Here is a 23963-nt window from a genome sequence, read left to right as displayed (position 1 = left end):
GCCCGCTCCCACATTTTTGATCCGGTTTCTTCAGGGCTACCTGATTAGACCGGTGCTGGAGCCCGACGCGAATCCGCCGGCTTCTCCCAACCATCCGCAGCCGCTTCTTCAATCGCCTGCTGGATCGCTTTCTTGCGGTGCTCTTCCGCACGACGGCTGAAGAACCACACCAGGAAGGTCACGATCGACACCGCCAACAGAATCAGGCTGGCCACGGCGTTGATCTCGGGTTTAACCCCCAGGCGAACCGCCGAGAATACTTCCATCGGCAACGTGGTCGAACCCGGCCCCGACACGAAGCTGGCCAACACCAGGTCATCCAGCGACAGCGCGAACGACATCATGCCGCCCGCCGCCAGCGACGGCGCGATCATCGGGATGGTGATCAGGAAGAACACCTTCCACGGCCGCGCACCCAGGTCCATGGCTGCCTCTTCAATCGACAGGTCCAGCTCACGCAAGCGCGCCGACACCACCACCGCCACATACGCCGAACAGAACGTGGTGTGGGCGATCCAGATGGTCACCAGGCCACGTTCCTGCGGCCAGCCGATCATCTGCGCCATGGCCACGAACAGCAGCAACAGCGACAGGCCGGTGATCACTTCCGGCATCACCAGCGGCGCCGTCACCAGGCCGCCGAACAGCGTGCGGCCCTTGAACTGGCTGATGCGCGTCAGCACGAACGCCGCCAATGTACCGAGTGCCACCGCCGCAATCGCGGTGTAGCAGGCGATTTCCAGGGAGCGACCGACCGAGCCCATCAACTGGGTGTTGTCCAACAGGCCGACGTACCACTTGATCGACCAACCGCCCCACACCGTCACCAGTTTGGATTCGTTGAACGAGTAGATCACCAGGATCAGCATCGGCAGGTAGATGAACAGCAACCCCGCCACCAGCATGAAGCTTGAGAAACTGACGCGCTTCATATCTTGCCCTCCATCTCTTTGGCTTGGCTGCGGTTGAACAGGATGATCGGCACGATCAGGATCGCCAGCATCACCACCGCCAGGGCAGACGCCACCGGCCAGTCACGGTTGTTGAAGAATTCTTGCCACAACACTTTACCGATCATCAGGGTTTCCGGACCGCCCAGCAGTTCCGGGATCACGAACTCGCCCACCACCGGGATAAACACCAGCATGCAGCCGGCGATGATGCCGTTCTTGGACAGCGGCACGGTGATTTTCCAGAAGCTGTTGAAGGTGCTCGAACCCAGGTCCGACGCGGCTTCCAGCAGGCTCTGGTCGTGCTTCACCAGGTTGGCGTACAGCGGCAGGATCATGAACGGCAGGTACGAATAGACCACGCCGATATACACCGCGATGTTGGTGTTGAGGATCTGCAGCGGTTCGTTGATCAACCCGATGGACATCAGGAAGCCGTTGAGCAGCCCGTTGTTGCTGAGGATGCCCATCCACGCATAGACCCGGATCAGGATCGCAGTCCAGGTCGGCATCATGATCAGCAGCACCAGCACGGTCTGGATTTCCTTGCGTGCGCTGGCAATGGCGTAGGCCATCGGGTAGCCGATCAGCAGGCAGAGGATGGTGCTGAAAAACGCCATCTTCAGCGAGCCCAGGTACGCCGCGATGTACAACTCGTCATCGCCCAGCATCCCGTAGTTGGCCAGGTTCAGCACCAACTGCAGTTTCTGTTCAACGAAGGTGTAGATCTCGGTGTAAGGCGGGATCGCCACGTCGGCTTCGGCAAAGCTGATCTTCAAGACGATGAAGAACGGCAGCATGAAGAACAGGAACAACCAGAGGAAAGGGATCCCGATGACCACATGCCGGCCACCGGGGGTTATTCGTTGCAGCTGGCGTTTGAACTTCTTCATGTTCATGAGCGAAGTACCACGCCGCTGTCGTCTTCCCACCACACGTACACCTGGTCGCCCCAGGTAGGGCGCTGGCCACGGCGTTCGGCATTGGCCACGAAGGATTGCACCAGCTTGCCGCTCGGCAATTCGACGTAGAACACCGAATGGCCGCCGAGGTAGGCGATGTCATGCACCTTGCCGCTGGACCAGTTGTGCTCGCAGGTCGGCATTTCGGTGGTCACCAGCAGCTTTTCAGGGCGGATAGCGTAGGTCACCGACTTGTCTTCCACCGAAGTGGCGATGCCGTAGCCGACGTAGATATCGCGGTCCAGGTCCGGGCACTTGAGTACCGCGTGGCCTTCGGCGTCATCCACCACCTGGGTGTCGAAGATGTTGACGTTGCCGATGAACTCGCACACCAGGCGGCTGGTCGGCGTTTCATAGATGTCGATCGGGCTGCCGATCTGGGCGATCCAGCCCAGGTGCATGATCGCGATGCGCTCGGCCATGGTCATGGCCTCTTCCTGGTCGTGGGTCACCATCACGCAGGTCACGCCCACGCGCTCGATAATCTCCACCAGCTCCAGTTGCATCTGCGAACGCAGCTTCTTGTCGAGTGCGCCCATCGGCTCATCGAGCAGCAGCAGTTTCGGACGCTTGGCCAGGGAACGCGCCAGCGCCACCCGCTGACGCTGGCCGCCAGACAACTGGTGCGGCTTGCGCTTGGCGTACTGGCTCATCTGCACCAGCTTGAGCATCTCGGCCACACGGGCGTCGACCTCGGCCTTGGGGATCTTGTCCTGCTGCAGGCCAAACGCGATGTTCTGGGCCACGGTCATGTGGGGGAACAAGGCGTAGGACTGGAACATCATGTTGATCGGCCGCTCGTACGGCGGCATGTCGGTGATGTCCACACCGTCGAGGTAAATGCGTCCTTCCGTTGGGCGCTCGAAGCCTGCGAGCATGCGCAGCAAGGTGGATTTGCCCGAACCCGATCCGCCGAGCAAGGCGAAGATTTCGCCTTTCTTGATTTCCAGGGACACATCGTCCACCGCAATCGTCTCGTCGAACTTCTTCGTGACCCGGTCGATTTTGACCAGCACCTTTTTCGGTGTCTGGTCGCCCTCGAGGGCTTTCTTATAGGCGCCGGAGGCAACTGCCATTTACGAAACTCCCAGAATAAAAAGAGTGCAGCTCGCCCAATACGGGCCAGCCTTGGATAGTTTGAGCGTTAAGCCTTACTTGCCCGTCTTGACCTTGGTCCAGCTACGGGTCATCAAACGTTGCACTTTCGGGGGTAGCTCGAAGTTGACAAAAGTCCGGTCGAGAACCGCCTGCGGTGGGTAAACCGCTTCGTCGGTGCGTATCGATTGCTCCATCAGTTTGTCCGCCCCTGGGTTAGGGTTGGCGTAACCGACGTAATCACTGACCTGAGCGATCACTTCAGGTTTCAGCAAATAGTTGATGAAGGCGAGGGCCTCTTTGACGTTGGTGGCATCCTTGGGGATGGCCAGCACGTCGAACCACAGGTTGCCGCCTTCTTTCGGAATCACATAGGCGATGTTCACGCCCTTGCCCGCCTCGGCTGCACGAGCCTTGGCCTGGAACACATCACCGGAGAAACCGGCCGCCACGCAGATGTTGCCGTTGGCCAGGTCCGAGATGTATTTGGAAGAATGGAAGTAGGTCACGTAGGGACGCACTTTCAGGAGTTTCTCTTCAGCCTTCTTGTAGTCTTCAGGGTTGGTGCTGTTGGGGTTGAGGCCCATGTAGTTGAGCACCGCCGGCAGCATTTCATCCGCCGAGTCCATGAACGACACACCGCACGTGGCCAGCTTCTTCATGTTTTCCGGCTCGAACAGCACGGCCCAGGAGTCGATATGGTCGACGCCCAATACTTCCTTGACCTTGTCGACGTTGTAGCCAATACCGTTGGTTCCCCACAGGTACGGCACGGCGTACTGGTTGCCCGGGTCGTTCTTTTCCAGACGCTTGAGCAGCGCCGGGTCGAGGTTGGCGTAGTGGGTCAGTTGCGACTTGTCGAGCTTCTGGAACGCGCCGGCCTTGATCTGCTTGCCGAGGAAGTGGTTCGACGGCACGACCACGTCATACCCGGTACGCCCGGCGAGCAACTTGCCTTCCAGGGTTTCGTTGGAATCAAACACGTCGTAGACCGGCTTGATGCCGGTGGCCTTTTCAAAGTTGGCCAGGGTGTCCGGGCCGATGTAGTCCGACCAGTTATAAATATGCACAGTCGGCGCGGCCTGCACGCTGACAGCCAGCGTGATACCTGCACCCACCAGCAAGGCTTTGCGAAATAAAGAAATTGGCAAGTGGAGGTCCTCTTAAATAGTTGGGCCCGAAGTTGTTGCCCGGCAACAAAACCGGCGCGCAACTTACCCTCGATAAACCGATCCGGCAAAACTTTCTGTCATTTAATTGTTTCGCTAACCACCGCGCGCATCGCGGCAGTTAGCAAAACAGGTATCAAAGCGGCTTTACTTGCCCGATTTGATTTTGGTCCAGCTGCGGGTCATTTCCCGCTGAGTAGCAGCCGGCAAGTCAGCAATGGCATACAGCTTGGCTTGCACGTCCGCTGGCGGATAAATGCCTGGGTCGCTGGTGATGTCTTTGTCGACCAACGCGGTAGCTTTCTCGTTACCGTTCGGGAAACGTACGCTGTTGGTAATGCCCGCCATGACTTCCGGCTTCAGCAGGTAGTTCATGAACTTGTAGGCAGCGTCGACGTTCTCGGCATCTTTAGGGATGGCGACCATGTCATAGAAGCTGCCGGCACCTTCTTTCGGAATGTCATAGGCAACCTTGACCTTGCCACCGGCTTCAGCCGCGCGGGACTTGGCCTGTTGCACGTCACCCGAATAACCCACGGCTACGCAGATGTTGCCGTTGGCCAGGTCGGAAATGTACTTGGACGAGTGGAAGTAGCCGATCGAAGGACGCAGCTTGAGGAACAGGGCCTCGGCTTGCTTGAGGTCTTCCTTCTTCTGGGTGTCGGTCGGCAGGCCCAGATAATGCAGTGCCACTGGCAGCATTTCGGTTGGCGAATCGAGGAAGCTCACACCGCAGCCTTTGAGCTTGGCGAGGTTTTCCGGCTTGAGGATGGTGTCCCACGAGTCGATCTTGTCGATGCCCAGTGCGGCCTTGACCTTCTCCGGGTTGTAGCCGATGCCGATCGAGCCCCACATGTACGGGAAGGCATGCTTGTTGTCCGGGTCGCTGATGGACACGGCTTTAAGCAGGGACTTGTTCAGGTTGTCGTAGTTCGACAGCTTGGACTTGTCCAGTTCCTGGTAAACACCGGCCTTGATCTGCTTGGCGAGGAAGTTGTTCGACGGCACGACAATGTCGTAGCCGGACTTGCCTGCCAACAACTTGGCTTCCAGGGTTTCGTTGGAGTCGAACACGTCATAGACCACCTTGATCCCGGACTCTTTTTCAAAGTTCGCGATGGTGTCCGGTGCGATGTAGTCGGACCAGTTATAAACGTGCAGCACTTTATCGTCGGCGTGTGCCGCGCCTGCCATGGCCCCCATCAGGGACAAGGCCAGGAGGGTCTTGCCAGCGTTCTTCAAACCTAATGCCTTCATTCGGTCATGCTCCAATTTTTTCTTTTTTGGGCCACGTTCGTTCTTTAATTACAACGTGTTTCGCAGCCCGTCTAAGGGCGACAAAACAGGGCGACAGTCTGGCAAGTTCAGGGGCCGGCTTTCAACCAATGCCCCGCTTTTCTAACACCCCAGAAGCAGCGCCCGACAGGCGCTGCGTTCTGAGCCTAGCATTTAGCCCTGCAATGCCGCCAAAGTCAGGTCCAGGCAGTGCCGCGCCTTGGTCACCAACTCGTCTATCTCGGCCTTGCTGATCACCAACGGTGGCGAAATGATCATGGTGTCGCCCACGGCGCGCATGATCAGGCCATTCTCGAAGCAGAACGTGCGGCAGATCATGCCAACACCACGGCCTTCATAACGCTTGCGCGTTGCCTTGTCCTGAACCAGTTCGATGGCACCGAGCATGCCCACACCGCGAACTTCACCCACCAGCGGGTGATCAGCCAGTTCCCTCAAACGCTTTTGCAAATAGGGTGCCGTTTCGTCGTGCACGTGCTTAACAATTTGTTCATCGCGCATGATGCGGATGTTTTCCAGGGCTACCGCTGCCGCCACCGGGTGACCGGAATAGGTGAAGCCGTGGTTGAAATCACCGCCTTCGTTCAGCACGGCGACCACTTCGTCGCGCACGATCAGGCCACCCATCGGGATGTAGCCGGAGGTCAGGCCCTTGGCGATGGTCATCATGTCGGGCTTGAGGCCGTAGAAATCGCTACCGAACCACTCACCGGTGCGGCCAAACCCACAGATCACTTCGTCAGCCACGAACAGAATGTCGTACTTGGCGAGGATTTCCTTGATGCGCGGCCAGTAGCTGTCTGGCGGCACGATCACGCCACCGGCACCCTGGATCGGCTCGGCAATAAAGGCACCGACGTTGTCCACGCCCAGTTCCAGGATCTTCTCTTCCAACTGGTTGGCCGCCCACACGCCGAATTCTTCCGGGCTCATGTCGCCGCCTTCGCCGAACCAGTAAGGCTGGGCGATGTGGACGATGCCCGGGATCGGCAAGTCGCCTTGTTCATGCATATAAGTCATGCCGCCGAGGCTGGCGCCGGCCACGGTTGAACCGTGGTAGCCATTCTTGCGGCTGATGATGGTTTTCTTGTTCGGCTGGCCTTTGATCGCCCAGTAGTGGCGGACCATACGCAGCATGGTGTCGTTGCCTTCGGAGCCGGAGCCGGTGAAGAACACGTGGTTCATGCCCTGCGGGGCGATATCGGAGATGGCTTTGGCCAGTTCCAGCACCGGCGGGTGGGCGGTCTGGAAGAACAGGTTGTAGTAAGGCAGTTCTTTCATCTGCTTGGCGGCCGCATCAGCCAGTTCATCGCGACCGTAACCGATCGCCACGCACCACAGGCCGGCCATGCCGTCGAGAATCTTGTTGCCTTCGCTGTCCCACAGGTAAACGCCGTGGGCTTTGGTGATGATCCGTGGGCCTTTCTCTTTCAATTGCTTGAAGTCGCTGAACGGCGCCAGGTGGTGATCGCTGCTCAAGGCTTGCCATTCACGGGTTTGCGGGTTGTTGCTGGACATACCAATCTCCTAGATGTTTCAGGTGAGGACGCGCCGTTTGAAGGGCGCGCCCGGCGCATCAGACGGCGAAGAGCAGGAATTCCCGCTCCCACGAACTGATCACGCGCTTGAAGTTTTCATGCTCGGCCCGCTTGACCGCGACGTAGCCTGTGATGAATTTGTGACCCAGGTATTTCTCGATGGTCTTGCTGTTTTCCATGCGTTCCAGGGCGTCTTCGATGGTCAGCGGCAGGCGCAGGTTGCGGCGCTCGTAACCACGGCCCACCACCGGTGCGCTTGGGCTGATGCCTTCGACCATGCCGATGTAGCCACACAGCAAGCTGGCGGCAATCGCCAGGTACGGGTTGGCGTCGGCACCGGGCAGGCGGTTTTCCACCCGACGGTTTTGTGGGCCGGCGTCCGGAACCCGCAGGCCAACGGTGCGGTTCTCTTCGCCCCACTCCACGTTGACCGGCGCCGAGGTGTCGGGCAGGAAGCGGCGGAACGAGTTGACGTTAGGGGCGAACAGCGGCAACAGCTCGGGGATGAATTTCTGCAGGCCGCCGATGTGGTGCAGGAACAGCTCGCTCTTGGTCCCGTCTTCATTGGAGAACACGTTCTTGCCGGTGGCGATATCGATGATGCTCTGGTGCAGGTGCATTGCACTGCCGGGCTCGCCGGTCATGGGCTTGGCCATGAAGGTGGCCGCCACGTCGTGCTTGAGCGCCGCTTCGCGCATGGTGCGCTTGAACACCAGGATCTGGTCGGCCAGGGACAGTGCGTCGCCGTGACGGAAGTTGATTTCCATCTGCGCCGTGCCGTCTTCGTGGATCAGCGTGTCGAGGTCCAGCTCCTGCAGCTCGCACCAGTCGTAGACGTCTTCGAACAACGGGTCGAATTCGTTGGCCGCTTCTATAGAGAAGGACTGGCGGCCAGTCTCCGGGCGACCGGAACGGCCAATCGGCGGTTGCAGAGGGAAGTCCGGGTCTTCGCAGCGTTTGGTCAGGTAGAACTCCATCTCCGGCGCCACGATGGGCTGCCAGCCCTTGTCGGCGTAGAGCTTGAGGACTTTCTTGAGCACGTTGCGCGGCGACAGCTCGATCGGGTTGCCTTGCTTGTCGTAGGTGTCGTGGATCACCTGGGCCGTAGGCTCTATGGCCCAGGGCACGAGGTACACCGCGTTCTCGTCCGGGCGGCAGATCATGTCGATGTCGGCCGGGTCGAGCAATTCGTAATAGATGTCGTCTTCGACATAGTCGCCGGTCACGGTCTGTAACAGAACGCTTTCGGGCAGGCGCATGCCTTTTTCGGCGATGAACTTGTTGGTCGGCGAGATCTTGCCCCGGGTGATGCCGGTGAGGTCGCCAATCATGCATTCGACTTCTGTGATCTTGTGGTCTTTCAACCAATCGGTGAGCTGGTCGAGGTTGTTACTCATAAATGCCTCTGGGCTGTGTTTCCTGACATCCATTAAAGGTCAGGCGTAAGTTGACGCAGCATCCGCGTCGCGTTGCATCACCCGCTTTCGACAGGCATTGCCAAATGCCTGGAAGATTGCGAGGTAGTGCGGGTTAGAGCTTACCTGCCATTCGGGGTGCCATTGCACTCCTAAAGCAAAAGCCTTGCCCGCGGGCACTGAAAAGCCTTCGATCAGGCCATCCGGCGCTGTGGCCTCGACCTGGAAACCGGCCGCCAGGCGATCAATGCCCTGTGAATGAATCGAGTTGACCTGGATCGTCGACGGCAAGCCCAGGCTTGCCAATACCCCATTCGGGGAGATGGTTACCGGATGTGCCGGGCCGTACTGGATGCCAAGCGGCTGGGTGTCGTCTTCGCGGTGATCCATCATGCCCGGCACTTCATGAACCTTCTGGTGCAGGCTGCCGCCAAACGCCACGTTCATTTCCTGGAAGCCACGGCAAATCCCCAGCACCGGAACACCGGCCGCTATGGCTGCACGCAGCAGCGGCAGGGTGGTTTGGTCCCGTGCAGAATCATGAGCAGTCCCGGGCGCGCTGGCCGGACCGTCGTAGTGAAAGGGTTCGATATTGGAAGGTGAGCCGGTAAATAGAATGCCGTCCAGACCGTCAAGAATATTGGCCGGGTCGAGCAGATCCGCCAGGGACGGAATAATCAACGGCAAGCCCTTGGCAGCGGTGGCCACTGCACGGACGTATTTGTCGCCACTGATGTGATAAGCATGCAGACCGACCTGTTTGGAGCAGGCGGTGACGCCGATTAACGGCAGGCGAGACATGAAGCACCCCGGTATTATTGCTGTTATGGGTTTGAATCGAGCTTAGCCTTGTTCATTTTTTTACACAACACCCCCGTAAAAAATACAACACGGCCCGCTCAAACGTGCTGGTTCCAAGAGCCCCAATCCCAAAAAATTGCCCCAAAAAGCCCCAAAAAAGCCCTCACGGCGCTTTTTTAGGGCAAAAAAGGCCTCGCTTGACTTCGGCATGCCGTTCGGGTTGACTGAAACCCGAAGAGATCAATGATTGATATTTTTAACAACAAAGGTGTTGCATCATGTCGGTACCCCCGCGTGCCGTTCAGCTTAACGAAGCGAACGCGTTCCTTAAGGATCATCCTGAGGTTCTGTACGTAGACCTTCTAATTGCGGATATGAATGGTGTGGTGCGCGGCAAGCGCATCGAACGCACCAGCCTCCACAAGGTTTACGAGAAGGGCATTAACCTGCCTGCCTCTCTATTTGCCCTGGATATCAACGGCTCAACGGTGGAAAGCACCGGCCTGGGTCTGGACATCGGTGATGCTGACCGAATCTGTTATCCAATCCCCGACACCCTGTGCAATGAACCCTGGCAAAAGCGCCCAACCGCGCAACTGCTGATGACCATGCACGAACTCGAAGGTGAACCTTTCTTCGCCGATCCTCGCGAAGTACTCCGCCAAGTTGTAAGCAAATTTGACGACCTCGGTCTGACCATCTGCGCCGCATTCGAGCTGGAGTTCTACCTGATTGACCAGGAGAACGTGAATGGCCGGCCACAACCGCCCCGCTCGCCGATCTCCGGCAAACGCCCGCACTCGACACAGGTCTACCTGATCGACGACCTCGACGAATATGTCGACTGCCTCCAGGACATTCTGGAAGGTGCAAAAGAGCAAGGCATCCCTGCCGACGCCATCGTCAAGGAAAGTGCCCCGGCGCAGTTCGAAGTGAACCTGCACCACGTTGCCGACCCTATAAAGGCCTGCGACTACGCGGTACTGCTCAAGCGCCTGATCAAGAACATCGCCTACGACCATGAGATGGACACCACCTTCATGGCCAAGCCTTACCCGGGCCAGGCAGGCAACGGCCTACACGTGCACATTTCGATCCTGGACAAGGACGGCAAGAACATCTTTGCCAGCGAGGATCCCGAGCAGAACGCCGCATTGCGTCACGCGATCGGCGGTGTGCTGGAGACCCTACCCGCCCAAATGGCGTTCCTGTGCCCTAACGTCAACTCCTACCGTCGTTTCGGCGCACAGTTCTACGTGCCGAACTCGCCGTGCTGGGGCCTGGATAACCGCACCGTGGCGATTCGCGTACCGACCGGCTCGTCCGACGCCGTACGTATCGAACACCGTGTGGCCGGGGCTGATGCCAACCCTTACCTGCTGATGGCTTCGGTATTGGCGGGCGTGCATCACGGCCTGACCAACAAGATCGAGCCTGGCGCACCGGTGGAAGGCAACAGCTACGAGCAGAACGAACAGAGCCTGCCGAACAACCTGCGTGATGCCCTGCGCGAGTTGGACGACAGCGAGGTGATGGCCAAGTACATCGATCCTAAATACATCGATATCTTCGTCGCCTGTAAGGAAAGTGAGCTGGAGGAGTTCGAACACTCCATCTCCGACCTTGAGTACAACTGGTACCTGCATACCGTGTAAGCGGTTGTCGGGCTAAAAAGAACGCCGCAGGCCTTTGGCCTACGGCGTTTTTTTATGGCTGTGGTGGCGAGGGAGCCTGCTCCCGCCGGGCTGCGAAGCGGCCCCAATAAGAACACCGGGTTCTTTCAGGCGGAACCGAGGTGCAGGTCTTGGGCCTGCTGCGCAGTCCAGCGGGAGCAAGCTCCCTCGCCACAGGGTATGGATCATCCAGTGGCTCTGCGTACAATGCCCGCTGCCCTGTAGGAGACTTCAATGAATCGCCCTGCCACTCCTCGCAAACCCCGCGCCCGCAGCCAGGCCCGGATCGACGCGATCCTCGATGCCGCCCGCACCTTGCTGGCCGCCGAAGGCGTGGCCAGCCTGTCGATCTACAGCGTGGCCGAGCGGGCGCAGATTCCACCGTCATCGGTGTATCACTTCTTCGCCAGCGTGCCGGCGTTGCTGGAGGCGCTGACCGCTGACGTTCATGCGGCCTTTCGCGCGGCCATTCAGGCGCCCATCGATCATGATTCACTCAAGCACTGGCGCGACCTATCCTGCGTGGTGGAGCAGCGCATGCTCAGCATCTACAGCAACGACGCCGCCGCCCGCCAATTGATCCTGGCCCAGCACGGGTTGACCGAAGTGACACAGGCCGACCGCCAGCACGACCTGGAGCTGGGAAACCTGATGTTTGAGGTGTTCAACCGGCACTTTGAGGTGCCGAGCCTGCCCGCCGATGTCGACGTGTTTGCCCTGGCCCTGGAACTGAGCGACCGCGTCTACGCGCGCTCGGTGCATCAGCACGGGCAAATCACCCCGCGCATGGCCGAGGAAGGCATGCGGGTGTTTGATGCGTATGTGGGGCTTTATCTGCCGGGGTTCTTGCCCAAGCGGGTGGCTGCGCTCTGATTTTTTGTTGCCTGTCCGGGCCTCTTCGCGAGCAAGCCCGCTCCCACATTCGACCGTATTCCAAAGGTAGAACTCGGTCAAATGTGGGAGCGGGCTTGCTCGCGAAAGCAATCTTGAGAACGACAAAAACCCCGACAGGCTTTCACCTTCGGGGTTTGTGCGAACCATTGATCACAACTTGGCGATCGACACCTCGGTGGATTTCACGAAGGCAATCACTTCACTGCCGATCACCAGTTCCAGCTCTTTCACCGAGCGGGTGGTGATCACGGAAGTGACGATACCGGACGCGGTCTGTACGTCGATTTCCGACAGCACGTCGCCTTCGACGATTTCCTTGATGGTGCCTTTGAACTGGTTACGCACGTTGATGGCTTTGATAGTCATGGTCGTTCTTCCTGTGTAAGACAAGTGAGTTATTGAGCCCAACGCAATTGCGTAGGCAGCGGTGAAACAGGTTCGGGTTCCGGCGGGGTGCCGGGCAGCGACAACACACGGTTAAGCACTTCGGTTTCCAGCGCCGCCAGGCGGTGGGAGCCACGCACCCGCGGACGTGGGAGTTCCACGTGCAGGTCGAGGCCGATTTCGCCGTCTTCGATCAAAATCACCCGGTCGGCAATGGCCACGGCTTCGCTGACGTCGTGGGTCACCAGCAACACGGTGAAGCCGTGCTTCTGCCAGAGGTTCTCGATCAGTTGCTGCATCTCGATCCGGGTCAGGGCATCCAGCGCCCCCAGCGGTTCGTCCAGCAGCAACAGGCGCGGTTGGTGGATCAGGGCGCGGGCCAGGGCCACGCGCTGCTTCTGGCCACCGGACAACGCCGCCGGCCACTCATTGGCGCGCTCGGCCAGGCCGACCGCTTCCAGCGCTTCCAGTGCCTGCGGGCGCCAGTTGCCCTTGAGGCCAAGACCCACGTTGTCGATGATCTTTTTCCACGGCAGCAGGCGCGCTTCCTGGAACATCAACCGCGTGTCTTCAATCGCTTCGCTCAGCGGGGCGGAGCCGGCGAGCAGTTCGCCGCCGCTGGCTTTGTCCAGCCCGGCCAGCAGGCGCAGCAAGGTACTTTTGCCGCAGCCACTGCGGCCCACGACCGCCACGAATTGACCGGCAGGAATATGCAGGTCGATTTCCTTCAGCACTTCCCGCGCGCCGAAAGCCTTGCGCAACTTGCGCACTGCCAGGGGAATGCCCCGCAGCAGGCGTGGAGGTTGTTGAGCGGTCATGCCGCACCTCCTTTATTCACTTGATAAGCCGGGTGCCAGCGCAGCCAGACTCGCTCCAGGCCTCGCGCCGCCAGGTCTGCCAGCTTGCCGAGGACCGCGTAAAGCACGATCGCCAGAACCACCACGTCGGTCTGCAGGAATTCCCGGGCGTTCATCGCCAGGTAGCCGATACCGGAACTGGCGGAGATGGTTTCCGCGACGATCAACGTCAGCCACATAAAGCCCAGCGCGAAGCGCACGCCCACCAGAATCGAAGGCAAGGCGCCCGGCAAAATCACTTGGCGAAACAGGCTGAAACCGGACAGGCCATAACTGCGGGCCATTTCCACCAGCGCCGGGTCGACGTTGCGGATGCCGTGGTAAGTATTGAGATAGATCGGGAACAGCGTGCCGAGGGCGACCAGGAATATCTTCGCCGTCTCGTCGATGCCGAACCACAGGATCACCAGCGGGATCAGCGCCAGGTGCGGCACGTTGCGGATCATCTGCACCGAGCTGTCCAGCAGGCGTTCACCCCAGGTCGACAGGCCGGTGATAAACCCCAGGGTCAGGCCGATGCTGCCGCCGATCACAAAGCCCAGGCCCGCACGCCAGCCGCTGATGGCCAGGTGGGTCCAGATTTCGCCGCTGCGCACCAGGCTGACACCCGCTTCGATCACCGCGCTGGGTGCCGGCAGAATGCGCGTCGACAACCAGCCGGCCGAGACGGACAGCTGCCATACCGCCAGCAACAGGATCGGCAGCGCCCAGGGCGCCAATCGATGACTTAACTTTTCAAGGTTCATGGCGGCGCCTCAGCTCTGGGACGCAGCTTTGGGAAGAATGTCGTTGGCGACCATTTCGCCGAACGGGCTGACGTAGCCGGCGCCTTTCGGCAGCTCGGGACGCTCGATGTCCAGGTGCGGGAATAGCAACTCCGCTACGCGATACGACTCTTCCAGGTGTGGGTAGCCGGAGAAGATAAAGGTGTCGATACCGAGGTCCGCGTATTCCTTCACCCGCGCGGCCACGGTCGGGCCATCGCCCACGAGTGCCGTGCCGGCGCCACCGCGTACCAGGCCTACGCCCGCCCACAGGTTGGGGCTGACTTCCAGGTTGTCGCGACTGCCGCCGTGCAAGGCGGCCATGCGTTGCTGGCCTACGGAATCAAAGCGCGACAACGACGCCTGGGCGCGGGCGATGGTTTCATCGTCCACATGGGAGATCAGTTTGTCGGCGGCCTGCCAGGCTTCGGCGTTGGTTTCACGCACGATCACATGCAGGCGAATGCCGAAGCGCAGGGTACGTCCGAGCTTGGCGGCCTTGGCGCGAACCTGTGCAATCTTTTCCGCCACCGCGGCCGGTGGCTCGCCCCAGGTCAGGACCATTTCCACTTGTTCGGCTGCCAGGTCCTGGGCCGCTTCGGAGGAGCCACCGAAATACAGCGGCGGGCGCGGTTGCTGGATCGGCGGATAGAGCAACTTGGCGCCTTTGACGCTGATGTGCTGGCCGTCGTAATCGACGGTCTCGCCTTCCAGTACGCGGCGCCAGATGCGGGTGAACTCCACCGACGCCTGGTAACGCTCTTCATGGCTCAGGAACAAACCGTCGCCGGCCAATTCATCCGGGTCTCCACCGGTCACCAGGTTGAACAACGCGCGGCCGCCGGACAGACGATCCAGGGTCGCGGCCTGACGCGCAGCCACCGTCGGGGAAATGATCCCGGGGCGCAGCGCGACAAGGAATTTCAAGCGTTGGGTCACCGGGATCAGCGACGCCGCCACCAGCCACGAATCCTCGCAGGAGCGGCCGGTGGGGATCAGTACCCCGCCGAAGCCAAGGCGGTCGGCCGCCTGGGCCACTTGCTGCAAGTAACCGTGATCAACGGCGCGAGCGCCTTCGGCGGTGCCAAGGTAATGGCCGTCGCCGTGGGTAGGCAGAAACCAGAAAATATTGAGGCTCATGGAGTTGTCTCCTGAAGAAGTCGGATTACGGCGCTTTGGCAACGGCGGCAGGTGGTGTCCAGATCACGTCCTTGATGCTCAAGGGTTTGGGGATCAATTTGAGTTGGTAGAAGCTGTCGGCGATTTTCTGCTGCGCCGCGATCACTTCTGGCGTCAGGAACTGCGCACCGTAGCCCTGGCGTTTTACCGAGGTCAGGGTGATGTCGGCCGGCAGGCCCAGCAGCGGAGCAACTTGTTCGGTGACTTGTTCCGGGTTGGCCTTGGACCATTCGCCCACGGCGCGGACTTCTTCCACCAGCGTCTTGATCACTTCAGGGTGTTTTTCGGCGTACGGCTTGGTGGCCAGGTAGAACTGATGGTTGTCGGCAATGCCGGTGCCGTCACGCAGGGTGCGGGCTTGCAGTTGCTTCTCGGCGGCTGCCTGGTACGGGTCCCAGATCACCCAGGCATCGACGCTGCCACGCTCGAACGCGGCGCGGGCATCGGCGGGCGGCAGGAACACGGTCTGCACGTCGGTGTATTTCAGGCCGGCATCTTCCAGGGCACGTACCAGCAGGTAATGCACGTTGGAGCCTTTATTGAGGACGACTTTCTTGCCCTTGAGGTCTTGCACCGATTTGATCGGCGAGTCTTTCGGTACCAGGATCGCTTCGCTGGTAGGCGCCGGCGGTTCATAGGCGACGTAGAGCAGATCGGCACCGGCAGCCTGGGCGAACACTGGCGGGGTTTCACCCGTCACGCCGAAGTCGATGGAGCCTACGTTCAACCCTTCCAGCAGCTGCGGGCCGCCGGGAAACTCGGTCCACTGCACTTGCACGCCCTGCTCGGCCAGGCGCTTTTCCAGCGAGCCCTTGGCCTTGAGCAGCACCAGGGTGCCGTATTTCTGATAGCCGATCCGCAAGGTTTCGGCGGCCTGGGCTTGAACAATGGCGCCGAAGGACACAGCCGCAGCAAACAGTGCGACCAGACCACGACGCAAGATGACAGTGCGCATGGCGCTCTCTCCAAATATACGATTAGGGGGTTGGCTGCACCTGCTTGGCCGTTGGCGGCTGAGTAAGGTGAGTAGTACTTGTCGAATTCAGGTAAAGCTGGGTAAGGCTTAAATGCTCCAGCGAGCACTCAACAAACGTTCATTCAACACATTGGGGTCAAGGGGTTTCGGGCGGCGGGCCATGGCGCTGTAGAACGTCTCCAGGGCCTCGCTCAAGCGTTGTTCCAGCACCGGCACCAGTTGCGCCTGGGCGCTGCCTTCGCCGTAGGCGATCTGGCTGTCTTCGGCGAAAATCCCGTGGAGCAATTCCTGGGCTTTCAATGCCGACAGCACCGGCTTCAGCGCGTAGTCCACCGCGAGCATGTGGGCGATGCTGCCGCCGGTGGCCATCGGCAACACTATTTTGTGGGCCAGGGCGCGTTCAGGCAGCAGGTCGAGGATGGTTTTCAGCGCGCCGGAAAACGAAGCCTTGTACACCGGCGTGGCAATCACCAGGCCATCGGCGTTCGCCACTTGCTGCAACAGGTCGATGATTTTCGGGCTATCGAACCGCGCGTGCAGCAAGTCTTCGGCCGGGAAGTCCCGTATCTGATAACTCACCACTTCCACGCCTTGTTGCTGCAACCAGTTGCGGGTGTGATCCAGCAAGACCCCGGACCGGGAACGTTGGCTGGGGCTACCACCAAGTGTTACGACCAGCATGTAGGAAATTCCTTTGGAAAGTGTCGGCGGTTCGCTATGTGGCGATGGCGCCAAGATGGGACAGACCATATCAGCCAATTTATATATCTATAAATCTTATTTTTTCATTTGTTTATTCTTTAAATGCATATGCTGCCGACTAAATCGCAGGCATAAAAAAAGGCCGTCGAAACGGCCGTAAAACCCCTGCTATGTGAGACTTGAAATGCGCGCAAGTGTGGGAGCGGGCTTACTCGCGAAAGCGGTGTGTCATTCAAAGATGCATCAACTGACAGTGCGCATTCGCGAGCAAGCCCGCTCCCACATGTGGTTGTGTGTCAGCGATTCGGTTGAGGGGTGAGCCGCAGGTACGGCTTCACCGCCCGGTAACCCTTCGGAAAGCGTTTCTTGATCTCTTCCTCGTCCTTGATCGACGGCACTATCACCACTTCGTCACCGTCCTGCCAGTTGGCCGGGGTCGCGACTTTGTGGTTGTCGGTCAGTTGCAGCGAGTCGATCACCCGCAGGATTTCGTGGAAGTTGCGACCGGTGCTGGCCGGGTAGGTGATGGTCAGGCGAATCTTTTTGTTCGGATCAATCACGAACAGTGAACGCACGGTAAGGGTGTCACTGGCATTCGGGTGGATCAGGTCGTACAGGTCGGAGACCTTGCGGTCAGCGTCGGCCAGGATCGGGAAGTTGACGATGGTGTTCTGGGTTTCGTTGATGTCTTCGATCCACTTGTGGTGGGAGTCCACCGGGTCCACCGACAGCGCAATGGCCTTGACGCCCCGCTTGGCGAATTCATCCTTGAGCTTGGCGGTGAAACCCAGCTCGGTGGTGCACACCGGGGTGAAGTCCGCCGGGTGGGAAAAAAGCACACCCCAGCTATCGCCCAGCCACTCGTGGAAGCGAATCTTGCCGGCGCTGGAATCCTGTTCAAAGTCGGGGGCGATGTCGCCCAGTCTGAGGCTCATGGTGTGGCTCCTGATGAGTGCTTATGGAGCCCACTGTGCCTGTGTCGCGGATTATTTAAAAAGAATAAATATCGATTTATCTAGACGATAAAGGAATATTAAAAATCTGTTCATTGGACTTGGCAACGGGCGTGGATCAACATCTGCTTCAAGGTTCGAGAAGGCCTTGAGACGCTGTACAAAGAGGGGTTCAGGACGGGCTTGCGGGGGTTGAGCCCGGCTTGAAAAGTAAAGCACCCTGCCCGGCATTGCGCCGGGCAAGGTTTTACGCTCTTACTTGAACGCGTAGGTGTAGCTGAGGATTACGCGGTTTTCGTCCTGGGAACGGGTGTTCGCCAGGTCGGTACGCCACATCGCGTTTTTCCAGGCAACGCCCAGGTTTTTCAGCGGACCTTCTGGAACAACGTAAGCCAGGGTCAGGTCGCGTTCCCACTCGTTACGCTCGCCGACGGTGGTGTCGATGTTGCTACCTTTGAGGTAAACCACACCGGCAGTCAGGCCAGGTACGCCGATCTTGGCGAAGTCATAGGCGTAGCGAGCTTGCCAGGTACGTTCGCCAGCACGGGCAAACTTCTGGATTTGCATGTCGGTGATGGTGCTGTTAGACGAGCCGTCACCTTGGTTCAGCCAAGGGAAGTCGCTGTCGCCCTTGGTGTACTGGTAGCCAGCACCGAAGGTGTGACCGGCAACCGAGTACAGCGCCAGGTAGCTGTACAGGTCGTTGTCGACCTTACCTTTGACCTTGGTGGCGTTGGTCGGATGATCCGAGTAGTAGCCGGAGGTGTAGTAACCGGCAGTATCACCGTTGGCACCGTTGTCACGGCTGCGGTAGTAGCGCAGGTCACTTTTCAGGACGCCAGGACCGATCGCCCAGTTGTGGACCAGGCCCAGGAAGTTCTGAGAGTAGAAATCCTTCAGCTCGCCGAAGTAGTACGAAGCGGTCAGGTCTTTGTTGATTTTGTAGTCAGCACCGGCGTAGTAGAACTTGTTGACGAAGTTACCAGCGTCGTAGTTCGAGCTGCCGTTGGCACCGGCCAGGGACAGACCTTCATTGTTGCTGGAGTTACGGCCTTTGGAGTGCTCGATCTGACCAGCAGTCAGGGTCAGGTCCTTGAACTCGTTCGAAGAGATCTCGCCGCCCTGGAAGGTTTGTGGCAACAGACGACCGTCGTTGGTCTTGATCACCGGGTTGTTCGGCTGCAAGGTACCGATCTTCAGCACGGTTTGGGAGATCTTGACCTTACCGGTCACGCCCAGGCTGGCGAAATCGTGAACGGCCTTGTTGCCATCACTTGGGAACACGGTGCCGCCGGAAGCAGTACCAGTGTAGTTGCCGTGATCAGCGCGGCTGGAATCCAGACGCACGCCGTACAGGCCGATGGCGTCAAGACCGAAGCCCACAGTACCTTGGGTAAAACCCGAGATGAAACGCAGGTCGAAACCCTGACCCCATTCAGCGTTTTTGCTGCGGGTGTTCGAGGTAGCCGATGGCTTCAGATCGCGGTTGTCGGTGTTGATGTAAAAGTTACGTACGCCCAGCGTGATCTTGCTGTCATCGATAAAACCAGCGGCGCCTGCTTGTTGGGCGATTGCCCCCAAAGCTACGGCCAACGCCAATGTTGACTTCTTCATGTACCGCTCCTCTCATTTCTAATTTTTGTATTTCTTAGGTCTCGGGTCTGACGCCCTCGATCCACAGATGCGCGATTAGCACCGGATAGTGACTGACAAGTCAATCGTAACCTTGTGTGTCTACTACTTTCGTCTAACCGCAGTTAATTTGGTCCTTGCAGGGTAATGAGTTTTTCATACACCCAAAAAGAATTGTTTCGTCCTTTTTCATACCATTCAGGAATAACGCTTTCCATGGGACGGTCAAGCCGACAGGCGATGCCGCTCCATAAGGGTTTTCCGAAAGAGTATGTCTTTGCGCTTTTTTAGATCGTTTTGTGTTGACCAAACGGGGTCATACGTCACTCACGATCAAAAACGCGACGCCATCATGGCCAAACGCACATCATTCCGTCAATTTGTTACAGTTTTTGTATCGATGAAACTTTTCTGCCGTCCCAGCAATCCACCTCACCGTACCCGGTGATAATGTCACTTTGATGTCAGTTATATGTATAAATTGGCAAACCCTGTGTTCAGGGCCGATGCGTCCGCCGAGGAGCACGACTCGCCAAAGTGACAGGCGAGAGGATTGCCCCCTCGCCCCTTAGCCTTACAACGCCTTTTCGAAAATCTTCGAATTACGCTGATAGTTGTATAACGACGCCCGCGCCGACGGCAGGCGATCCACCGTGCTCGGCACAAAACCACGTTCGCGGAACCAGTGGGCGGTACGGGTCGTCAGCACGAAGAGCGTCTTCAAACCCTGGGCCCGGGCACGGGTCTCGATGCGCTCCAGCAGTTCGTCACCGCGACCGCCATGGCGGTACTCCGGGTTCACGGCCAGGCACGCCAGCTCGCCTGCGTCGGAGTCGGCTATCTGATACAGCGCCGCACAGGCGATGATCATGCCTTCACGTTCCACCACGCTGAACTGCTCGATTTCCCGCTCCAGCACTTCCCGGGAACGACGCACCAGAATCCCCTGCTCTTCCAGCGGGCTGATCAGGTCCAGCAACCCGCCGACGTCTTCAATCGCCGCTTCGCGCACCAGTTCGAACTGTTCCTGGGCCACCAGCGTACCGCCGCCATCCCGGGTGAACAGCTCGGTCAGCAAGGCACCATCTTCGGCATAACTGACAATGTGGCTGCGCCCTACGCCGCCCCGGCAAGCCTCGGCGGCCGCGTCCAGCAATTCGGCTTGGTAGTTGTTGCCCAGGCGTTGCAGGTGCGCGGGCACCTGTTGCGGCCGCAATTCACGCACCAGGCGGCCGTGCTCGTCGATCAGGCCGAGATCGGCACCGAACAGCAGCAACTTGTCCGCGCCCAGGTCGATGGCCGCGCGGGTGGCGACGTCTTCACAGGCGAGGTTGAAGATTTCGCCGGTAGGCGAGTAGCCCAGCGGCGAAAGCAGCACGATGGAACGCTCGTCCAGCAGCCGGTTGATGCCCTTGCGGTCGACCCGGCGCACTTCGCCGGTGTGGTGATAGTCGACGCCTTCAAGTACACCGATCGGGCGCGCCGTCACCAGGTTGCCGCTGGCCACCCGCAGGCGCGAGCCCTGCATCGGCGAAGAGGCCATGTCCATCGACAAGCGCGCTTCGATAGCAATGCGCAAATGGCCGACCGCATCGATCACGCACTCCAGGGTTGCGGCATCGGTGATGCGCAAGCCTTCGTGGTAAGCCGGGGTCAGGCCGCGGGCGGCGAGGCGGGTTTCAATTTGCGGGCGCGAACCGTGGACCAGCACCAGTCGCACGCCCAGGCTGTGGAGCAGCACCAGGTCGTGGACGATATTGCCGAAGTTCGGGTGCTCTACACCATCGCCCGGCAGCATGACGACAAAAGTGCAATCCCGGTGGGCATTGATGTAAGGCGAAGCGTGACGAAGCCAATTGACGTATTCGGGCATAAAAACCTGGGCCTGTAATAAAAAGCAGCCAAAAATGGATGAATCGCAAAAACGCACAGCGGGCTGTTGGTTATCGTCGGAACAGGCTTGGCGACACGCTCGCTCTCCTTCTATGTACGGATGGGCAGGGGTTAATTTATGCAGGTGTCAGGCAGTAATGTTGAATCAGTTCACGCAATAGACGCACTGTAGGCGTCAAGCGTGACATTTCAAGGTACTCGCCTGGCTGGTGGGCGCAGGCGATATCGCCAGGGCCAAGCACCAGGGTCTCGCAACCAAGGCGCTGAAGATAAGGCGCTTCGGTGCCGAACGCCACTGCTTCGGCGCGATGACCGGTAAGTCGTTCAGCTACCCGCACCAACTCTGCATCCTCGGCCTGCTCGAACGGCGGCACTTCGGGGAACAGCGGCGCGTAGTCGATCTTCACCTGATGGCGCTCGGCCAAGGGTTCGAGCTTCTGCCGGATGGCAGCGCGCAGCACCTGGGGATCCATGCCCGGCAGGGGCCGCAGGTCGAATTCCAGGGAGCATTGGCCGCAGATGCGGTTGGGGTTGTCGCCACCGTGGATGCAGCCGAAGTTCATGGTCGGCTGCGGCACGCTGAACTGCGGATTGCGGTATTCGCGCTGCCAGGCCAGGCGCAGGCCACGCAGTTCGCCAATGGCGTCGTGCATAGCTTCGAGGGCACTGTGGCCCAGGCTTGGGTCCGACGAATGGCCGCTGCGCCCGAGGATATCGATGCGCTCCATCATTACGCCCTTGTGCAAGCGGATGGGCTTGAGGCCGGTGGGTTCACCGATCACCGCCGCACGGCCCAAGGGACGACCCGCCTCGGCCAGTGCACGAGCACCGGCCATGGAGCTTTCTTCATCGCAGGTAGCAAGAATCAGCAGCGGCTGCTTGAAAGGCTGGTCGAGCAGCGGCTGGACGGCTTCGATCACCAGGGCGAAAAAGCCCTTCATGTCACAGCTGCCCAGTCCTACCCAGCGGCCGTCGACTTCCGTCAGCTTGAGCGGATCGGTCTGCCATAGGGCGCCGTCGTACGGCACGGTGTCACTGTGGCCCGCCAACACCAGGCCGCCAGGGCCGGTGCCGAAACTGGCCAACAGGTTGAATTTACCGGGGCTGACCTGCTGGATGTCGCAGGCAAAGCCCAGGTCTGCCAGCCAGGTGGCGAGCAAATCGATGACCGGGCGGTTGGATTGGTCGAGAGAGGCCTGGGTACAACTGACCGAAGGCGCGGCAATCAGCGCGGCGAATTGTTCTTTCATGGACGGTAAAGGCATGCGCTGTCTCTCAACTTCCCGGACGAACCCCATCATAGAGCTATCTGAGTGACACAATAAACCGTTGCGGCACGTTGCCGGGCTCAGTCCTGTACACTGCACGACCTTGGCAGCCACTCTTTTCCCCGGCTGCGCTCCCGATCCTGGATTTTCCGGCCATGCAGAAAGAAACCGAAATCAAGCTCCGTGTCAGCCGCGAAACCCTCGCCGCGCTGCGTGAGCACCCGTTACTGAAAAAACGCAACAAAAGTGGCTGGGAACGCCGTGAGTTGATGAACCAGTACTTCGACACCCCGGAACGCGACCTGGCCCAGGCCAAAGTGGCCCTGCGCCTGCGCAAAGACGGCGACGAAGTGATCCAGACCCTCAAGACCCGTGGCCAGAGCGTCGCCGGCTTGTCGGAACGCAATGAGTACAACTGGGACCTGGCCAAAGCCAAGCTCGACGTGAAGAAACTCGACGGCGAATGCTGGCCCGAGCAACTGGCCGAGCTGGACAAAAAGACCCTCAAGCCGATCTTCACCACCGATTTCGTCCGCGAACGCGCTGAAATCGCCTGGGGCCGCGGCAAGGCCAAGGTGGTGATCGAAGCCGCCCTGGACCTGGGCCACGTGGTTGCCGGCAAGCAGAAAGAAGAAATCTGCGAGCTGGAACTGGAACTGCGCGAAGGCGACCCGGCCGCCCTGCTGGAGCTGGCCGCTGAACTGGCCGCGACCCTGGCGCTGATGCCGTGCGATATCAGCAAGGCCGAGCGTGGCTATCGCCTGTTCGACGCCAACAGCTACTCCCTGAGCCTGCCGGCACCGCTGCTGCACGCCGAAATGCCGCTGGACGACGCATTTGCTGCCGTCATGTGGCATCTGTTGGGCAGCAGCCAGCGCCTGGCCGAGCAATACCGTTTCAACGGCCACTGGCGCCTGCTGCAGGACTGGGTGGAAAACCTCGGCGAACTGCGGGCCCTGCTCGGCAGCCTCGGCCAGGCCGCACCGCGTCAGTCCACCAGCGAATTGCGCGCCGCACTGGACGCCTTGCTGGAAGACTGGCGTCCGCTGGTCCAGGCCGGTGACGACGATGAAGACATCCGCAAGGCCGCGCCGGAGCAGTTCGCCGAAGAACTGGAAGACGTGCGCTGGGGTTTGTTCTCCCTGACCACTTCCCGCTGGCTGCTGGCCCGCACCTGGGCCGCGGATCGCAACGTGCGTGGCAATCGCCAGGGCGCTGCACAGCTGGCCAACTGGCTGCCGCGCCTGCTGGCCGATGACGCCGTTGCCCTGCAACTGCCGCGCTACCAGCAACAGCCGGAAGACCTGGCCGAGCAACTGCCGCGTATCGAACGCATCCTGGCCTGGCTGCACCATGCACGCCAGGTGCTGGATATCGCCGAGCTGGACCGTTTGTATGGCGAGCTGAACAAGCTGGCGCACCTGGCCAACCAGCCGATCACCGATGAGTCGCTGGATGCGCGGATGCATCAGGCGATTGCGGTGTATCAGAATCGCGCCTGGAAAACCCTGCTGCGCCTGTAAAACCTTGTGGCGAGGGAGCTTGCTCCCTCTTCACTAAAA

General features: G+C 59.6%; 21 protein-coding genes. 3 read left to right on the top strand and 18 right to left on the bottom strand.

The genetic code is table 11. The features are described from left to right. Nucleotides 1-44: 44 nt before the first annotated feature. The 8 genes from A462_RS03575 to A462_RS03610 all read right to left on the bottom strand — a co-directional run bounded on the left by A462_RS03575 (nt 45) and on the right by A462_RS03610 (nt 9226). The gene (locus tag A462_RS03575) at nt 45-932 is read right to left on the bottom strand and encodes an ABC transporter permease subunit (protein ID WP_008438909.1); all 888 of its coding nucleotides are present in this window, start codon (nt 930-932) and stop codon (nt 45-47) included. Continuing rightward, nucleotides 929-1849 (bottom strand): ABC transporter permease subunit, encoded by a 921-nt coding sequence (locus tag A462_RS03580; protein ID WP_003213882.1) that lies wholly within the window; start codon nt 1847-1849, stop codon nt 929-931. The genes A462_RS03575 and A462_RS03580 overlap by 4 nt, the downstream gene beginning before the upstream one ends. Beyond that, nucleotides 1846-2988 (bottom strand): ABC transporter ATP-binding protein, encoded by a 1143-nt coding sequence (locus tag A462_RS03585; protein WP_003195240.1) that lies wholly within the window; start codon nt 2986-2988, stop codon nt 1846-1848. The genes A462_RS03580 and A462_RS03585 overlap by 4 nt, the downstream gene beginning before the upstream one ends. Nucleotides 2989-3063: 75 nt before the next feature. Next, nucleotides 3064-4158: a polyamine ABC transporter substrate-binding protein gene (locus tag A462_RS03590; RefSeq protein ID WP_003213885.1), complete on the bottom strand. Its 1095-nt coding sequence runs from the start codon at nt 4156-4158 to the stop codon at nt 3064-3066. A gap of 165 nt (nt 4159-4323) precedes the next feature. Next, a complete protein-coding gene (locus tag A462_RS03595; protein ID WP_003213887.1) occupies nt 4324-5418 on the bottom strand; it encodes a polyamine ABC transporter substrate-binding protein in 1095 nt (364 codons plus the stop codon). Between the two features lie 207 nt (nt 5419-5625). After that, nucleotides 5626-6990 carry an aspartate aminotransferase family protein gene (locus A462_RS03600; protein ID WP_003213889.1) on the bottom strand — a complete coding sequence of 455 codons (1365 nt, stop codon included), beginning with the start codon at nt 6988-6990 and terminating at the stop codon, nt 5626-5628. Between the two features lie 58 nt (nt 6991-7048). Beyond that, nucleotides 7049-8407, bottom strand: a complete 1359-nt coding sequence (locus tag A462_RS03605; protein ID WP_003213891.1) for a glutamine synthetase family protein — start codon at nt 8405-8407, stop codon at nt 7049-7051. A gap of 39 nt (nt 8408-8446) precedes the next feature. Beyond that, nucleotides 8447-9226, bottom strand: a complete 780-nt coding sequence (locus A462_RS03610) for a gamma-glutamyl-gamma-aminobutyrate hydrolase family protein (protein WP_008438908.1) — start codon at nt 9224-9226, stop codon at nt 8447-8449. Between the two features lie 278 nt (nt 9227-9504). On the opposite strand from A462_RS03610, the gene A462_RS03615 reads away from it, so the two are divergent. After that, nucleotides 9505-10881, top strand: a complete 1377-nt coding sequence (locus A462_RS03615; RefSeq protein ID WP_003213894.1) for a glutamine synthetase family protein — start codon at nt 9505-9507, stop codon at nt 10879-10881. A 252-nt stretch (nt 10882-11133) separates the two neighbouring features. Then, nucleotides 11134-11772 (top strand): TetR/AcrR family transcriptional regulator, encoded by a 639-nt coding sequence (locus A462_RS03620; RefSeq protein WP_008438907.1) that lies wholly within the window; start codon nt 11134-11136, stop codon nt 11770-11772. Between the two features lie 171 nt (nt 11773-11943). Here A462_RS03620 and A462_RS03625 read toward each other — a convergent pair whose 3' ends face one another. From A462_RS03625 to argE, 10 genes are all read right to left on the bottom strand, one after another. Continuing rightward, nucleotides 11944-12159: a TOBE domain-containing protein gene (locus A462_RS03625; RefSeq protein WP_003213899.1), complete on the bottom strand. Its 216-nt coding sequence runs from the start codon at nt 12157-12159 to the stop codon at nt 11944-11946. A gap of 29 nt (nt 12160-12188) precedes the next feature. Continuing rightward, entirely contained in the window at nt 12189-12995 is an 807-nt protein-coding gene (gene ssuB / locus A462_RS03630; protein WP_008438906.1) for an aliphatic sulfonates ABC transporter ATP-binding protein, read from the bottom strand. Continuing rightward, on the bottom strand, nt 12992-13780 hold the full coding sequence (ssuC, locus tag A462_RS03635) for an aliphatic sulfonate ABC transporter permease SsuC (protein WP_008438905.1): 789 nt from the start codon (nt 13778-13780) through the stop codon (nt 12992-12994). The genes ssuB and ssuC overlap by 4 nt, the downstream gene beginning before the upstream one ends. A 9-nt stretch (nt 13781-13789) precedes the next feature. Next, the gene (gene ssuD, locus A462_RS03640; protein WP_003213905.1) at nt 13790-14938 is read right to left on the bottom strand and encodes an FMNH2-dependent alkanesulfonate monooxygenase; all 1149 of its coding nucleotides are present in this window, start codon (nt 14936-14938) and stop codon (nt 13790-13792) included. A 25-nt stretch (nt 14939-14963) separates the two neighbouring features. Continuing rightward, the gene (locus tag A462_RS03645) at nt 14964-15932 is read right to left on the bottom strand and encodes a sulfonate ABC transporter substrate-binding protein (RefSeq protein WP_003213907.1); all 969 of its coding nucleotides are present in this window, start codon (nt 15930-15932) and stop codon (nt 14964-14966) included. Nucleotides 15933-16040: 108 nt separating this feature from the next. Then, nucleotides 16041-16634: an NADPH-dependent FMN reductase gene (gene ssuE, locus A462_RS03650; protein WP_003213909.1), complete on the bottom strand. Its 594-nt coding sequence runs from the start codon at nt 16632-16634 to the stop codon at nt 16041-16043. A 317-nt stretch (nt 16635-16951) separates the two neighbouring features. Next, entirely contained in the window at nt 16952-17590 is a 639-nt protein-coding gene (locus tag A462_RS03655) for a peroxiredoxin (protein ID WP_008438904.1), read from the bottom strand. Between the two features lie 273 nt (nt 17591-17863). After that, nucleotides 17864-19222, bottom strand: coding sequence for an OprD family porin (locus A462_RS03660; RefSeq protein ID WP_003213912.1), 1359 nt, complete (start codon nt 19220-19222; stop codon nt 17864-17866). A gap of 592 nt (nt 19223-19814) precedes the next feature. After that, nucleotides 19815-21113, bottom strand: coding sequence for an amino-acid N-acetyltransferase (gene argA / locus A462_RS03665; protein WP_003213914.1), 1299 nt, complete (start codon nt 21111-21113; stop codon nt 19815-19817). Nucleotides 21114-21249: 136 nt separating this feature from the next. Next, the gene (gene argE / locus A462_RS03670) at nt 21250-22398 is read right to left on the bottom strand and encodes an acetylornithine deacetylase (RefSeq protein ID WP_003213916.1); all 1149 of its coding nucleotides are present in this window, start codon (nt 22396-22398) and stop codon (nt 21250-21252) included. A gap of 158 nt (nt 22399-22556) precedes the next feature. Here argE and A462_RS03675 point away from each other — a divergent pair, with 158 nt between their 5' ends. Further along, the gene (locus A462_RS03675; RefSeq protein WP_008438903.1) at nt 22557-23924 is read left to right on the top strand and encodes a CYTH domain-containing protein; all 1368 of its coding nucleotides are present in this window, start codon (nt 22557-22559) and stop codon (nt 23922-23924) included. Nucleotides 23925-23963 lie beyond the last annotated feature (39 nt).

This window comes from Pseudomonas sp. Ag1 (genome assembly GCF_000278565.1).
Lineage (GTDB): Bacteria > Pseudomonadota > Gammaproteobacteria > Pseudomonadales > Pseudomonadaceae > Aquipseudomonas.
This window is presented reverse-complemented; position numbering and strand designations above follow the sequence as displayed.

Excerpts from the sequence above, each read along its gene's own strand:
- A462_RS03620 (WP_008438907.1), top strand. The coding sequence starts at position 11,134 with ATGAATCGCCCTGCCACTCCTCGCAAACCCCGCGCCCGCAGCCAGGCC.
- A462_RS03660 (WP_003213912.1), bottom strand. The coding sequence starts at position 19,222 with ATGAAGAAGTCAACATTGGCGTTGGCCGTAGCTTTGGGGGCAATCGCC.
- ssuB (WP_008438906.1), bottom strand. The coding sequence starts at position 12,995 with ATGACCGCTCAACAACCTCCACGCCTGCTGCGGGGCATTCCCCTGGCA.
- A462_RS03615 (WP_003213894.1), top strand. The coding sequence starts at position 9,505 with ATGTCGGTACCCCCGCGTGCCGTTCAGCTTAACGAAGCGAACGCGTTC.
- A462_RS03655 (WP_008438904.1), bottom strand. The coding sequence starts at position 17,590 with ATGAGCCTCAGACTGGGCGACATCGCCCCCGACTTTGAACAGGATTCC.
- argE (WP_003213916.1), bottom strand. The coding sequence starts at position 22,398 with ATGCCTTTACCGTCCATGAAAGAACAATTCGCCGCGCTGATTGCCGCG.
- A462_RS03600 (WP_003213889.1), bottom strand. The coding sequence starts at position 6,990 with ATGTCCAGCAACAACCCGCAAACCCGTGAATGGCAAGCCTTGAGCAGC.
- A462_RS03645 (WP_003213907.1), bottom strand. The coding sequence starts at position 15,932 with ATGCGCACTGTCATCTTGCGTCGTGGTCTGGTCGCACTGTTTGCTGCG.
- ssuE (WP_003213909.1), bottom strand. The coding sequence starts at position 16,634 with ATGCTGGTCGTAACACTTGGTGGTAGCCCCAGCCAACGTTCCCGGTCC.
- ssuD (WP_003213905.1), bottom strand. The coding sequence starts at position 14,938 with ATGAGCCTCAATATTTTCTGGTTTCTGCCTACCCACGGCGACGGCCAT.
- A462_RS03605 (WP_003213891.1), bottom strand. The coding sequence starts at position 8,407 with ATGAGTAACAACCTCGACCAGCTCACCGATTGGTTGAAAGACCACAAG.
- argA (WP_003213914.1), bottom strand. The coding sequence starts at position 21,113 with ATGCCCGAATACGTCAATTGGCTTCGTCACGCTTCGCCTTACATCAAT.
- ssuC (WP_008438905.1), bottom strand. The coding sequence starts at position 13,780 with ATGAACCTTGAAAAGTTAAGTCATCGATTGGCGCCCTGGGCGCTGCCG.
- A462_RS03625 (WP_003213899.1), bottom strand. The coding sequence starts at position 12,159 with ATGACTATCAAAGCCATCAACGTGCGTAACCAGTTCAAAGGCACCATC.
- A462_RS03575 (WP_008438909.1), bottom strand. The coding sequence starts at position 932 with ATGAAGCGCGTCAGTTTCTCAAGCTTCATGCTGGTGGCGGGGTTGCTG.
- A462_RS03580 (WP_003213882.1), bottom strand. The coding sequence starts at position 1,849 with ATGAACATGAAGAAGTTCAAACGCCAGCTGCAACGAATAACCCCCGGT.
- A462_RS03585 (WP_003195240.1), bottom strand. The coding sequence starts at position 2,988 with ATGGCAGTTGCCTCCGGCGCCTATAAGAAAGCCCTCGAGGGCGACCAG.
- A462_RS03610 (WP_008438908.1), bottom strand. The coding sequence starts at position 9,226 with ATGTCTCGCCTGCCGTTAATCGGCGTCACCGCCTGCTCCAAACAGGTC.
- A462_RS03675 (WP_008438903.1), top strand. The coding sequence starts at position 22,557 with ATGCAGAAAGAAACCGAAATCAAGCTCCGTGTCAGCCGCGAAACCCTC.